The 11,989-nt window shown below is 72.0% G+C and carries 10 protein-coding genes; 7 read left to right on the top strand and 3 right to left on the bottom strand.

The features are described 5' to 3' along the window. Position 1 precedes the first annotated feature (1 nt). Positions 2 to 619 (top strand): dihydrofolate reductase family protein, encoded by a 618-nt coding sequence (locus Q9R33_RS17780; RefSeq protein WP_056366059.1) that lies wholly within the window; start codon positions 2 to 4, stop codon positions 617 to 619. Between the two features lie 213 nt (positions 620 to 832). Here Q9R33_RS17780 and Q9R33_RS17775 read toward each other — a convergent pair whose 3' ends face one another. Continuing rightward, positions 833 to 1,672 carry an exodeoxyribonuclease III gene (locus Q9R33_RS17775; RefSeq protein WP_311294574.1) on the bottom strand — a complete coding sequence of 280 codons (840 nt, stop codon included), beginning with the start codon at positions 1,670 to 1,672 and terminating at the stop codon, positions 833 to 835. 134 nt (positions 1,673 to 1,806) lie between these two features. On the opposite strand from Q9R33_RS17775, the gene Q9R33_RS17770 reads away from it, so the two are divergent. The 6 genes from Q9R33_RS17770 (at position 1,807) to Q9R33_RS17745 (ending at position 7,355) form a co-directional block, all read left to right on the top strand. Next, positions 1,807 to 4,062: a hypothetical protein gene (locus Q9R33_RS17770; protein WP_311294573.1), complete on the top strand. Its 2,256-nt coding sequence runs from the start codon at positions 1,807 to 1,809 to the stop codon at positions 4,060 to 4,062. A gap of 39 nt (positions 4,063 to 4,101) precedes the next feature. Then, the gene (locus tag Q9R33_RS17765; protein WP_311294572.1) at positions 4,102 to 4,851 is read left to right on the top strand and encodes a hypothetical protein; all 750 of its coding nucleotides are present in this window, start codon (positions 4,102 to 4,104) and stop codon (positions 4,849 to 4,851) included. Positions 4,852 to 4,879: 28 nt separating this feature from the next. Next, complete coding sequence (locus Q9R33_RS17760) at positions 4,880 to 5,176, top strand: hypothetical protein (protein ID WP_311294571.1); 297 nt, start codon at positions 4,880 to 4,882, stop codon at positions 5,174 to 5,176. A gap of 36 nt (positions 5,177 to 5,212) precedes the next feature. Then, positions 5,213 to 5,791 (top strand): orotate phosphoribosyltransferase, encoded by a 579-nt coding sequence (pyrE, locus tag Q9R33_RS17755; RefSeq protein ID WP_045299293.1) that lies wholly within the window; start codon positions 5,213 to 5,215, stop codon positions 5,789 to 5,791. A gap of 75 nt (positions 5,792 to 5,866) precedes the next feature. Then, on the top strand, positions 5,867 to 6,457 hold the full coding sequence (locus tag Q9R33_RS17750; RefSeq protein WP_311294570.1) for a carboxymuconolactone decarboxylase family protein: 591 nt from the start codon (positions 5,867 to 5,869) through the stop codon (positions 6,455 to 6,457). Between the two features lie 10 nt (positions 6,458 to 6,467). Then, positions 6,468 to 7,355 (top strand): RNA polymerase sigma-70 factor, encoded by an 888-nt coding sequence (locus Q9R33_RS17745; protein WP_311294569.1) that lies wholly within the window; start codon positions 6,468 to 6,470, stop codon positions 7,353 to 7,355. Between the two features lie 18 nt (positions 7,356 to 7,373). Here Q9R33_RS17745 and Q9R33_RS17740 read toward each other — a convergent pair whose 3' ends face one another. Further along, positions 7,374 to 8,678: a cellulase-like family protein gene (locus tag Q9R33_RS17740; RefSeq protein WP_311294568.1), complete on the bottom strand. Its 1,305-nt coding sequence runs from the start codon at positions 8,676 to 8,678 to the stop codon at positions 7,374 to 7,376. Further along, positions 8,675 to 11,950 carry a DUF5107 domain-containing protein gene (locus tag Q9R33_RS17735; RefSeq protein WP_311294567.1) on the bottom strand — a complete coding sequence of 1,092 codons (3,276 nt, stop codon included), beginning with the start codon at positions 11,948 to 11,950 and terminating at the stop codon, positions 8,675 to 8,677. The genes Q9R33_RS17740 and Q9R33_RS17735 overlap by 4 nt, the downstream gene beginning before the upstream one ends. Positions 11,951 to 11,989 lie beyond the last annotated feature (39 nt).

Genomic DNA, 11,989 nt, shown 5'->3' with positions numbered 1-11,989 from the left:
CATGACCGGTCGCATCTACATCGACCTGTTCACCACCCTCGACGGCGTCGCGCAGGCGCCAGGCGGCCCGGAGGAGGACCCCTCGAACGGCTTCCCGTACGGCGGGTGGCAGGCGCCGTTCCCCGACGAGGTCATCGGCGCCTCGATCGGCAAGGGCATCTCCGAGCTCGACGCCCTGCTGCTCGGGCGACGGACCTACGACATCTTCGCGGGCTACTGGCCGCACCAGTCCGGCAAGATCGCCGACGCCCTGAACAGCGCACCGAAGTACGTCGCCTCGCGCGGCCTTCCCACGCTCGAGTGGGAGGGATCGTCGCAGCTCGGCATCGACCTCAACCGCGAGGTGGAGGCGCTGCGCGAGAAGCACGAGAGCATCCACGTCATCGGCAGCGTCGACTTCGTGCAGACCCTGCTGAAGGAGCAGCTGTTCGATGTGCTGACGCTCTGGGTGTACCCGGTCGTGCTCGGGCAGGGCAAGAAGGTGTTCCCCGAAGGCGCGCATCCCGCGAACGTCACGCTGCTCGAGCCGGCGGTGACCGGCCCGCTCGGCGTGCTGCAGCTGCGGTACGGGCCGGCGCCGGGTGAGCCGCAGACCGGTGAGATGGGCCCCGAGGACTGAGGTCGTCCTGACAGCCGAGGCGTTCCGGACCCCCGGTGAGGGGGAGGGCGGCAGTGCCGGCGCCCCCCGCGCCGGCACCCCGCCAGAGGCGCCCTCAACGCCTGCTTCCCCAGAGCCGGACGCCCCGCCACCCCCGGAGGGCGTTCCGGCGATCACCGCTGCCACGGCCGGAGTGGCATCGGCGGTGGAGACGAGGCCCCAGCCCCGGGGATCTCAGAAGATCATCGGGCGATCTTCGTCGTCCGGGCCTTCGAGGTCGAGGTCGACGACGACCGGCACGTGGTCGCTCGGGGCCTCGCCCTTGCGCTCGTTGCGGTGGATCGTCGCCCCCGTGACGGCGTCGGCGATCGTGTGCGAGCCGAGGATGAAGTCGATGCGCATGCCCTCGTTGCGGGGGAAGCGCAGCTGCTTGTAGTCCCAGTAGGTGAACCCGGTCGGGATGAGCGGGCGCACGACGTCCTGAAGTCCCGCCGCCTCCAGGGCGGCGAACGCCTCGCGCTCGGGCGGCGAGACGTGGGTCGCGAAGCCCTGCACGACGGTGGGGTCGCCGTTGTCGGCATCCGTCGGCGCGATGTTGAAGTCGCCGACCAGGGCGAGCGCGAGGTCGGGGTTCGCGGTCAGCGACTGCGCCGTGTACTGCTCGAGCGCCGACAGCCAGTCGAGCTTGTAGTAATAGTGGGGGTCGCCGAGCGACCGCCCGTTGGGCACGTACAGGCTCCAGACCTCGACGCCGCCGATGGTCGCGCCCATCGCCCGCGCCTCCTGCGGGGCGTCGGGGCCGTTGTGCCCCTTCTCGAATCCGGGCATGCCCGGGAAGGCGGTGCGCACGTTCGTGAGCGGTTCGCGGCTGGCGATGGCGACGCCGTTCCACTGCGAGAAGCCGTATGCCTCGACGTGATAGCCGGCATCTTCGAACCGGTCGAACGGGAACTGCTCGGTCTTGCACTTGATCTCCTGCATCGCGAGCACGTCGATGTGCTCGCGCACCGCGAAGTCGACGATGCGGTCGACCCGCGCGCGGATCGAGTTGACGTTCCAGGTGGCCAGGCGCATGGGATCAAGCCTAGGCGGGGTGGCGGACGCCGAACGGCGCTGCGGATGCTGTGACCCCTGGCGTATCAGTGCTCCGAGGAGGATTCTCCTTTGTGTCAGCGGCCGCGTCCGCGGTCGGGAAAGCGAGACCCACCATGGACCACGACTGCGGCTGCGGCCACGCGGCCTCCGCCGCGCACGACGACACGCCCCTCGAGTTCGACGCCGACGGCGAGCTCGTCACCGGGCCGATCATCCGGCCCGAGCTGCCGACCCGGCCGTGCCCGCTCGGCACGCTCGACGGCTCGTGGCTGCTCGAGCTCGAACGGCGCACCGTGTTCGCCCCCGAGGTGCGCGGCGCGCTGCGCATCGAAGTCGGCGCCTCCTCGCTGCGCATCTCGGGTGACATGTACTCGCGGCGGGTCTTCCCACCGGTGCTCGGTGAGGTGCAGCGCCCCGTGCCGATCCCGGATCCGGGGCCGGCCGCAGGCGCCGATGCCGCGGCCCGCGATCTCGGCCCGGACGACGATCCGGCGGTCGCCGACGTCCTGCCGGTGCGCCTGCGCACCTACCCCGCATTCCCCAAGGCGGAGTACTCCTGGTACTTCCGCTCCCACGGCGCCACCTACGTCGACGGCACCCTCACTGTTCAGATCGTGCGGCACCTCTGGAACCGCTCGACGCAGGAGTTCGTCACCACCGACACCGGTACGCTCACGCTCCGCTGCCGGCGGCCGCTCGTGCTGGCGCCCGCGTCCGCGCTCGTGGCGCCCTCGCAGCGCATGACGGGGACGCTCTCCATCGGCGGCACCGTCACCACCGTCACGGCGAGCAAGACGTCGCCGATGTACCGCGGGTGCCGCATCGAGGTGGATGCCATGGTGAACCGCGTGTTCCCGGCATCCGCCACCATCGGTTCGGGGGCCGCGGCCAATGTGCGCTCGGTCTATGCCTCGGCCGGCTGGGACGTCACCGTCGTCACGGACGAGATCGACGTGCCGAACGACGCCGATCTCACGAACGCCGAGCTCGCGACCCTCATGTCGGGGCACCGCCAGACGGTGGCCGGTGAGCAGTGGCGGCTGTGGCTGTTCGTCGGCTCATCGCAGGGCGGGCTTTTCGGGATCATGTTCGACGACGACACGGTGCCGCGCGAAGGCGCGGCGGGATTCGCCGATGTGACGCTCGGCAACGACTCGTTCATCGCCGCGGCGGCACGGAACCGTCCGCTGGACGAGGTGCCGGCGGCGTTCCTGCGCACGCTGGTGCACGAGGCGGGCCACGCGTTCAACCTGTGGCACCCCAAGCACGACGTCCACAACCCGGGCATCGGCATCGAGATCATGAACCAGACGGGCGACGTCATGGGCTTCGCCACGGTCGCCAACCCCTACCCGGGCAACGCGGCGTTCGTGTTCTCGGAGCACGACCGCACGTCGCTCATCCACTCGCCCGACCCGCAGGTGCGGCCCGGCTGGAAGAACTTCGGCTGGGGCCACGGCAATCTCTCGGCAGGGCTGCCGGCGCCGGTCGACGTCGCGGGTCTTGCGGGCGACACGGGCGACGATGCGCTGCAGCTGACCGTCACCATGCCCGCGCAGGCGTTCGTCGGCGAGTATGTCACCGCCGAGGTCGCGCTCACGAACGTGTCGGACCAGCCCCGCACGGTCACGACGCTGATCAACCTGTCGGAGGGCGACCTCGTCTTCCTCCACACCTCGCCCGACCGGTCGCTCGAGCACCTCGTCGACGTCGCGATCGGCTGCGGCCCTCGGCCGACGACGGTGCTCCAGCCGGGGGAGTCGATCCGCAACCACGTGCAGGTCTTCTTCACGAACCAGGGGGTGACCTTCACCGAGCCGGGACGCCACACCGTCGCCGCGCAGCTGGAAGTCGATCCGGTGACGACCGTGCGCTCGGCGCCGGTGACGGTCGACGTGCGCGGCCCGGCGTCCGAAGCCGAGGTCGACATCAGCGCGAAGACGCTCACGCCGGGCGTCGGTCGCGCGATCGCCCTGGGCGATTTCGCGACGGATGCTGCCGCCCGAACTGTGCTGACCGCCCTGGCCGAGCAGCACAGCGACACCGACACGGGCGCCGCCGGGGCGCTGGTGCTCGCGAACTCGCTGGCGCGCTCGTTCACCGACCTCCGCGCCCGTGGCGTGCGGGACGCGGCGCCGGACGAAGCGGCGCACTTCCTCGAGCTGGCCCTGGCGGGCCGGTCTGCCGAACGCGTCGCCGCTCTCGCCGTGACTGTCGCGAGCCCGACCGAGAGGAACGCGCCGGTCGTCGCCGACACGGTGGCGGCGCTCAAGGCGCGCACGAAGGGCGGCGCGAGGTCGGCAGCCGGGAAGGACGTCGCGGCGGCCGAGCAGATCGCCGAGGACTTCGTCTCGCCGCACGGGCGCTGACCCGGTGACAACGGCGCTGCGCGGAGCAAGGATCGACGTGTGACATCCGATGCGCAGGGCGGCGGGCTGGAGCTTCGGCTCCGGCTCCCCGCCGCGTCCGTTCCCCTCGATCGCGTCGCCTTCGCCGAGGTGGAGGTCGCGGCGGTCGGCGGTGCGGCGACCGTGAGCGCCCGGCTCAATCTCATCGAGGGCGACCTCGAGGTGGAGGTGACGGGGCCCGACGGGCGCGTCGCCCGTGCCACCTGGCCGTGGCCTGCCGACTCGGCGCTGCGTTCGGTCGCACTCGCGGCGGGGGAGCGCCTGGTCGCTGCGGTGCCACTCGTGTCGGAGGGCAGTGAGCCGCTCTTCCCCGCGCCCGGTCGCTACGACGTGGTCGCACGCTTCGCCGCGCGCCCGGGCGAGACGCTCACGTCGAACACGGCGGTGCTCGTGCGGACCGCGGGCGAGGATGCCGCGCTCGCCGCGGACCTCCGCGATCGCGATGTCGTGCAGAGCCTGCTCGGGGCGGGCGTCATCGGTGCCGCCGAGCCGGCGCTCGAGCGTCTCGCCGCGTCGGAGGACGCAGGCACCGCCGCTGCCGCCCGCCTGGCGCTCTCGCGCACGGACGCCCTCGAGGCGGCCGATGCCGATCCCGCGGTGTCGCGAGCCGTGGCGGCGCTGCTGCCGCCGGGCGCCACCGGGAACGACGAGCGGCGCGAGGCGATCGCCTCTCGCGCGGCTCCGCGCGACGTCGCGATGCTCAGCGGGCGACCGATCGAGGACGGAACCGACGCGGCTGTGGAAGACTGAGGCGCCATCAGCCATGAGAAGGGCCGTCATGACCGTCAAGAACCGCTTGCTCGCCGGCGTCCTCGCCGTCTGCGTCGCCTCGGGTGCAGGCATCGCCGCCGCAGCACCCGCCCAGGCCGCGACGATGGGGTACAAGTCCTTCACCATCACGAAGTCGGGTTACACGACCAGCACGGCATGCCTGGCGGCGCAGCGCTCGACCGCGTGGTCGATCACGAACTCCGGGGGGATCATCTATGCCGGCGATGCCTGCGGTTACTGGGGCTCGGTGCAGAAGTGGGGCTTCTCGACCACGTACAAGAAGCTGGTCCCCATCGGCTCCTGAGCGGCGCCGGGGCGCAGCATCCGTAAAATCGAGGGCATGACCGCCGCCTCCACGCCGCAGCTCGAAGCCGACCGCCAGTATCTGATCGCGCTGATCCAGGACGAGGCGGTGTTCCACGGAGACTTCACCCTCTCGAGCGGCAAGAAGGCGACGTACTACGTCGACATGCGCAAGCTGACGCTCGACCACCGTGCGGCACCGTCGATCGGGCGCATCATGCTCGATCTCATCCGCGACGTGGACGGCATCGTCGCCGTCGGCGGCCTGACCCTCGGCGCCGACCCGATCGCCAACGCCGTGATGCACGAGTCCGCGCGCACCCACAAGCCGCTCGACGCCTTCGTCGTGCGCAAGGAGCCGAAGGACCACGGCCGCGGCCGCCAGGTGGAGGGGGCGGATGTCGCGGGCAAGCGCGTCGTCGTGCTCGAAGACACCTCGACCACCGGCCAGTCGGCGCTGAAGGCGGTCGAGGCCCTCCGCCGCGAGGGCGCGGAGCCGGTCGCCGTCGCCGTCATCGTGGACCGCAAGACCGGCGCGCAGGCGGCCGTGGAGGCCGAGGGCCTGCAGTGGCTCGCCGCGATCGACCTCGACGACCTGGGCCTCGATCCGCAGTAATACTCCGCGGGGTGTCACACGCCGGCGCCCGCCGGTGTCTCCATGTCGAAGGACCGAATCGACACGGAGGTAGACATGAGCAGCGACACCCGCATCCCCACCGCAGAGGTCACCGGCGTCTCCGGCGCGCTGACCAAGGCGGTCGCCAAGAAGATGGTCGGCCGCGTGCCCGACTCCCTCGGCGTGCTGTGGCATCACCGCGGCGTGATGAAGGACTCGATGGGCATCGGCCAGAAGGTCGAGGGCTGGCACGAGCTCGACCCGAGCCTCGCGACCTTCGCCGCGATGGCGTCGGCGGCGACCATCGGCTGCAGCTTCTGCCTGGACTTCAACTACTTCATGTCACGGGACCGCGACGTGGACGCGGCGAAGGTGCGCGAGGTGCCGCGGTGGCGGGAATCCAGCCTGTTCACGCCGCTCGAGCGCCGCGTGATGGAGTACGCCGAGGCGGCGAGCCAGACGCCGCCCGCCGTCACGGATGACCTGTCGGATGCGCTCCTCGCCGACCTCGGCGCTGCCGGGCTCGTCGAACTGGCCGCCAGGGTGGCGTTCATGAACATGTCGGCGCGGATGAACATCGCGCTCGGCATCCGTTCCGAGCACTTCGCCGACGCCTGCGGCCTGCCTCCGCTCGCCGCACGGCCGGCCGTCGGCGCTTCCGCGTAGGCTCCCGGCCATGAGCACCGCCGCCGTCGACGACCCGTTCGTCAGGCACCGGAGCCTGCTGTTCACCGTCGCGTACGAGATGCTCGGCTCGGCCGCCGACGCCGAGGACGTGCTGCAGGAGTCGTGGCTGCGGTGGGCGGCCGTCGAGCACGACACCGTGCAGGAGCCGCGCGCCTACCTCGTGCGCATCGTGACGCGGCAGGCGCTCAACCACTTGCGCACGGTGTCGCGGCGGCGGGAGGAGTACGTCGGGGAGTGGCTCCCCGAGCCGCTGCTCACGAGCCCCGACGTGGCCGACGACGTCGAGCTCGCCGAGAACCTCTCGATCGCCATGCTCACGGTGCTCGAGACGCTCGGCCCGGCCGAGCGGGCGGTGTTCGTGCTGCGCGAGGTGTTCGATGTCCCGTACGACGAGATCGCGGATGCGGTGGGCAAGACCCCTGCGGCCGTGCGGCAGATCGCCCACCGTGCGAAGGACCACGTCGCCGCGCGCCGCCCTCGCATGACGGTCGGCCCCACCGAGCACGAGGAGGTCGTGGAACGCCTCGTCGTGGCGCTCAACAGCGGGGACCTGCAGGGCCTCATGGACGTGCTGGCGCCTGACGTCGTGTCCGTCGCCGACGGCGGCGGCAAGGTGCGCGGTGCGGCCCGCCGGCCGATCGTCGGCGCGGAGCGGCTCGCACGCTACCTCGTCGGCGGCATGGCGAAGGTCGAAGGCACCTTGGCGGCGTCGTCGACCTGGGTCAACGGGCAGCCCGGGGTGCGCATGGAGCTCGACGGTGTGCTCGTCGGCGTCGTCAGCCTGACCGTCGTCGACGGGCGGATCACGCAGGTGTACTCGATCGCCAACCCCGAGAAGCTCGGACGGGTCGACGAGGAGGCGGTGGTGGGCCGCTGAGCCGCACACCCCGCACACTCAGCGGGCGAGGATCTGCGCGTTGAGCTCGCGCTGCCAGTCGCGCAGCTGCCACATCGGATGGTGCGGGGCGGCGTTCGACGACAGCACGACGCCCCACACGCCGTGGTCCAGCGCCGTGCGCACGCCGTGCTCGGCGAGGGACCGGCCGATCGGGCCCTCTTCGAAGGTGCCGTGCAGCGGCGTGTAGCCGACCCACCCCTCCCCGACGATCGCCGGGACGCCCTGCCAGCGCGCCCACGCGGCGATGGCGATGGTCCGCGAGGCGATCTCCCGGCGCATCACCTGCTCGTACGGCGGGTAGTGGTCGACGAGCCAGGTGTCCCACACGACAGGGTCGATCCAGTCGTAGCCGTAGATCATCTGGTCCGTGACGACCGTCGCGCGGTACTTCCACTCGGCGGCGCGACCGTACTCCGCGAGGGACGGGGCATCACTGCGCAGCAGTTCCTGGAGGGCGGCATGGGGAAAGCCCTCGCTGCCCTCGGAGCGGATGTCGATGCGCTGCTGCAGCGCGTCGAGCACGCCGTAGCTGTACACGTGGAACTGCGCGGCGCCCAGCCCGTCGGGGAGCCGGTGCATGGCGAGGTGGGGCGGCTTGCCGTAGCCGGCGGTGATGAGGAGATCCGGATGCTGCGCCCGCAGGCGCGTCACCTCCTCCGCTCCGCCGTCCTCGAGCGCGGGCAGGATCGAGAAGTCGACCTCGTTGTGCAGCTCGACGAGCGCGATGCGATCACGGTGGCCGTGGTCGGTGAGCCACTCGATCATCGCGTCCCAGGCGTCGGAGAGGACGCCGTAGCGATCGGCGAGCGGCACCGCGTCGATCGCTTCGAACCATGCCGGGGAGGCGGCGAACGCGGTCGACTGCTGGTACTCCCAGCTGGCGAGGATGATCACCATGCCGTGCGCGGCGGCAGATTCGAAGAGCGCGAGAAGGCGCGCCCGCAGATCGATGCGGTAGCCGCCGGGAGTGTCGTACCACCGGGTGCGCTGTCCGAAGTATCCGCCGAGCGGGGACGGGCCGAGCCCGCCGATCTCGAGGTCGCGGGCGACCTCATAGAGTCCCAGTCCGCCGAAGAGCAGCACCGGCGCGGCGCAGATGCGGATGGCGTTGTAACCCAGGGAGGCGGCCTCCGCCACCGCCGCGTCGAGATCGGCGTACGGCTCGCCGGGACCCGCCTGCGTGTACCAGGAGAAGTCCCACAAGGTGATGGTGAGCCGCTGCGGAAGATGCGCCGGCACGGGTCCGGTGAGGGCCGACTCGTCGCGCTCGATCGTGCCGGATCCCAGGTAGCGCTCGGTCATGTGCGGGTCCTCTCCGAAACGTCAACGGGCCGCGCTGCGAGCTGCTGCGCGCGTCCGCGCTCCGCCAGCCGTTCGAGCCGGTCGGCCATGGCTGCCCGCGCCGTCGCGGTGGACGCATCGAACGAGGTCAGTTCGGGCACGGAGGTGGCGAAGTAGTCGACCTCGTCGCTCGCGGCGCGCAGCGCCGTCGCACGCGCGTCCAGGGCATCCCACGCGGACGCCGCGCTCGTCGCGTCGGCGAGGTGGAGATGCGCCACCCCGGTCCAGTACGTCGACTCGTCGGCCGCCCGCGGTGCCACTGCCAGCGGCGACGGTGCGACGGCCGTGCGCCAGGCCTCGGCCGCACCTGCCGCGTCTCCGGCAGCCGCGCGCGCGGCGCCGAGCAGCACCCATCGCTGCACCGGACGCTCGGCCGGGTGGCGTCCCTCGCCGAGGGTGCGCGGCGGAACGAAGCCGGACTCCAGCAGCGAGACCGCGTCGGCCGGCGCCGTCTCCAGCATCCGTTCCGCGAGTCGGCACGCGGCGCGGTCGTACGCTGCGATCACGAGCCCCTCGCCGCCCTCGAACGGCCGGAAGCGGCGGGTCGTGAGCAGGATCCACGCCTCGTCGGTGCGCCCGACATCGAGAAGCAGGTTCGCATGGCGCACCGCCAGGTCGTCGCGGGCGTCGAGCAGGACGGCGTGGGCCTCGAGCAGCGAGAGCCGGGTTGCGGCATCCGTCCCCCTCCGCACCGCGAGCACGTCGCGCTCGAGAAGCAGCCGCGCGTCCGGGCGCAGCGACAGGGCGTGGGCGAGCGCCGCGTCGGCCGCGGCCGCGTCGTCGTCGACCGCGACGAGCGCGATCGCGAGGTTGCGCCACACCACTGGGTCGGTCGAGCCGCCCTCGGTCGCGCAGCGCAGGTGCGCGAGCGCGTCGGCGTGACGGCCGGCGTCGAGCAGCCACATGCCGAGGAGCCCCGCGGCGACGACGTCGTGCGGGTCGGCGGCGACCGCGGCGACGAGCGCGTCGAAGTGGTCGAGGCCGGCGGGGAAAGCCAGCGTGGTCGAAGTCCCCCGTCCGAGGGAGCGCTCGTCGTCGGCCTCGGCGGCGCGTCCGGACCGTTCGAGCCAGTGCGCGCGCAGGTAGTGGCGGAGGGGACCTGCGAGACCCGCCGAGGGCGTGCGCTCGACGGCGGCCGCGGTGGCCGCGAGGGCCTCGTCGACGGCGCCCGCCCGCGCGAACTCGGCACCGACCTCGAGCGCCGTGCGGGCGTCGCGGTCGATCGACGCGCCCGCGAGCGCACGGGTCGCCGGGTCGAGCGGGTCGGCCGCGAGCAGCTCGGCGACGCGGGCGACGGATGCTGCGCCCTCACCGCGGCGGGCGAGTGCCAGGGCTTCGAGGCGTCCTGCCTCGGGGATAGGCGCAGCCGAGCGAGCGAGGTCGAGCGCCGCGGCAGTCGATCCCGCGCGCAGGGCGATGCGTGCCCGAGCGAGTATCGCCGCCGGCGCGAACGCCGCGTTCCAGGCGGCCTTCGCCAGGCAGCGATCGGCCGCGTGGTCGTCGCCGAGCCGTTCGTGCACGAGGCCGAGCAGGTACGCGGCTTCACCGTCGCGCGGGTTGAGGTTGCGCCGGGTGAGCTGCGCGGTGGCCGCCTCGAGCAGATCGCGCGCCGCCGCGTACTCGCCGCGGGCGAGGTGCCACGATCCGAGCGCGGTCGCCGCGCGCGAATCGCCGGCGTCACGTCGCAGCGCCTCGTGCAGGTACGGCACCGCCGAGCGGGTGGGGTGGCGGTACTGCAGCAGGTGCACGGCCGTCGCATAGAGCTCGTCGTTGGACGCGATGTCGTCGGGCAGGGGCGGCGCGGTCGCTACCCAGGGCTCGCCCGCGTTCCCTGCTCGCGCTCGCCAGGCAACGATGGTCTCGCCCGCGTGGAGGACACGCACCTCGAGGCCCGCAGCATCGACGGCGATGTCCGTGACGGCGGCGAAGGGCGCATCGGGGCCGAGGTCGGCGGTCCAACGCGCGACCGTCGCGCCACCTCGACGCACCTCGATCACCGCCGCCGGGAGCACCCGCGTCGCGATCGCCGTGATGAGAGTGCCGTCGCCGTCGGCGCGCACGCCGATCGCGGCATCCGTCGTCGCCTGCCGTACGGCTCCGGTGGCGTGGATCGGGTACCAGTACTGACGGAACCGCTTGGTCTCGCCGGGGAGCATCCAGCTGAAGTCGGGCTGATTGTCGGTGTAGACGCCGGCCATGAGCTCGACGTACGGGCCGTCGTCGTCGGTCAGCTGGTCGTCCCATGCGCGCCCGATCGGGCCGTCGCCCCACGTCCACTGCTTCTTGCCGGGGGAGATCGCGAGGTCCGCCCAGTGGACGAAGCCGGCATCGGCCGCGTGGTCGTAGCCGCCGAAGAACGAGTCGTCGGTGTCGGTGATCATGTACGAGGTCGGCACCGGGATGCTGCTGTACACGTCGATGCGGTCGGCGTCCGGCCGCTCCGCCGCGAGCGCCGGGTAGTCGACGCCGTAGTAGGGGCGGTCGGCGCGTGGGAACGCGGAGATCGCCCGGCGCGCGTGGTCGGCGACGAAAGCGACGTCGTCGGGGAAGAACGACTGATACCGCTCGTGCGCACGCGCCGCGACGTTGGCCCACCACAGGAACGTCTGCGGGACGTCGGTGCGGTTGTGCAATGCGGCCTCGAGCTCGATCAGCGACGATCCCGGCCGGAGCCGCACCCCGTGCACGCCGCGCATGCGCTGCAGCGGGTCGAGGTCGCTGTGCCACACCACGACAGCGCCGTCGGCCTCCCGCTCGATGCGGGTGTCGACCGGGAGGAAGGTCGCGGGCCGGTGGTGCTGCGGCCAGTTGAACTCGACGCCGCCCGAGATCCACGGACCGGCGAGTCCCACGAGCGCGGGCTTGATGACGTTGTTGCGGTAGAAGAAGTCGTAGCCCGCGACCTTGTCGTAGCCGACGTGGATGCGACCGCCGATCGCGGGGAGCAGCGCGAGGCGCACGTAGGCGTTCTCGAGATGGATGGCGTGCCACTGCCGCGGCGCCTTCTCGTGCGCGACGCTGTCGATCATCGGGAGCGGGTAGACCTTTCCGCTGGACCCCTGATAGACGCGCCGATCGAGGAACAGCGGGTAGGGATCCGGCTCGCCCGGCTCGTACGTGTCGATCCAGAGGGGCTCGCTCCAGCAGGCGACTCCGCCCGCCGCGAGGATCGCGGCCTGATCGGCGGGAGCCTCGGGGAGCTCGATGCGGCTCTGGGTGTCGGCGTCGGTCACCTGGCAAAGCTACGCGCGCGGGGGGCATTGCGACCATGG

Source organism: Microbacterium sp. PRC9, assembly GCF_031844125.1.
Lineage (GTDB): Bacteria > Actinomycetota > Actinomycetes > Actinomycetales > Microbacteriaceae > Microbacterium.
This window is presented reverse-complemented; position numbering and strand designations above follow the sequence as displayed.

What these genes read in the sequence shown, in the direction of transcription:
- pyrE (WP_045299293.1), top strand. Translation starts at nt 5,213, where the DNA reads ATGACCGCCGCCTCCACGCCGCAGCTCGAAGCCGACCGCCAGTATCTG.
- Q9R33_RS17760 (WP_311294571.1), top strand. Translation starts at nt 4,880, where the DNA reads ATGACCGTCAAGAACCGCTTGCTCGCCGGCGTCCTCGCCGTCTGCGTC.
- Q9R33_RS17750 (WP_311294570.1), top strand. Translation starts at nt 5,867, where the DNA reads ATGAGCAGCGACACCCGCATCCCCACCGCAGAGGTCACCGGCGTCTCC.
- Q9R33_RS17780 (WP_056366059.1), top strand. Translation starts at nt 2, where the DNA reads ATGACCGGTCGCATCTACATCGACCTGTTCACCACCCTCGACGGCGTC.
- Q9R33_RS17745 (WP_311294569.1), top strand. Translation starts at nt 6,468, where the DNA reads ATGAGCACCGCCGCCGTCGACGACCCGTTCGTCAGGCACCGGAGCCTG.
- Q9R33_RS17740 (WP_311294568.1), bottom strand. Translation starts at nt 8,678, where the DNA reads ATGACCGAGCGCTACCTGGGATCCGGCACGATCGAGCGCGACGAGTCG.
- Q9R33_RS17775 (WP_311294574.1), bottom strand. Translation starts at nt 1,672, where the DNA reads ATGCGCCTGGCCACCTGGAACGTCAACTCGATCCGCGCGCGGGTCGAC.
- Q9R33_RS17770 (WP_311294573.1), top strand. Translation starts at nt 1,807, where the DNA reads ATGGACCACGACTGCGGCTGCGGCCACGCGGCCTCCGCCGCGCACGAC.